Origin of the sequence: Aeromonas popoffii (genome assembly GCF_000820025.1) — a bacterium.
Classification (GTDB): Bacteria; Pseudomonadota; Gammaproteobacteria; order Enterobacterales; family Aeromonadaceae; genus Aeromonas; species Aeromonas popoffii.
This window is the reverse complement of the sequence record NZ_CDBI01000104.1, coordinates 31438-32026: the sequence shown is the minus strand read 5'-3', so window position 1 is coordinate 32026 and position 589 is coordinate 31438. Positions and strand designations below refer to the sequence as shown.

1 protein-coding gene is annotated in these 589 nt (G+C 64.3%); it reads left to right on the top strand.

The annotated features are described in order from the left end of the window. Positions 1 to 547, top strand: a 547-nt coding sequence (locus BN1129_RS21500; protein ID WP_157013518.1) for an aspartate-semialdehyde dehydrogenase, incomplete at its 5' end; no start/stop codon positions are given. Positions 548 to 589: the final 42 nt, after the last annotated feature.

The following is a 589-nucleotide window of genomic DNA, read 5'->3' as shown; positions in this document are numbered from 1 at the left end:
GGCTGATCCCGCCTCTGCCATCCTCGATATCGAGCGCAAGATCACCGAGAAGACCCGCTCCGGCACCCTGCCGGTGGACAACTTCGGTGTGCCGTTGGCCGGTGGCCTCATCCCCTGGATCGACACCAAACTCGACAATGGCCAGAGCCGCGAAGAGTGGAAGGGCCAGGCTGAGACCAATAAGATCTTGGGGATCGAAGATGCTGCCATTCCGGTGGATGGTCTGTGCGTGCGGATCGGCGCCCTGCGCTGCCACAGCCAGGCGTTCACCATCAAGCTGAAAAAAGATGTGTCGCTGGCGGAGATCGAAGCCCTGCTGGCCGCGCACAACGACTGGGTGAAAGTGATCCCCAACGATCGCGACATCACCGCCCGCGAGCTGACTCCGGCTGCCGTTACCGGCACCCTCAGCATCCCGGTGGGGCGTCTGCGCAAGCTGAGCATGGGCCCGGAATACCTGGCCGCTTTCACCGTGGGCGATCAGCTGCTGTGGGGCGCCGCCGAACCGCTGCGCCGCATGCTCAACATACTGCTGGATCGCGGTTGATCCAACCCGGGTGAGTGTGAAGCAGGGGGCCGCGGCCCCCTG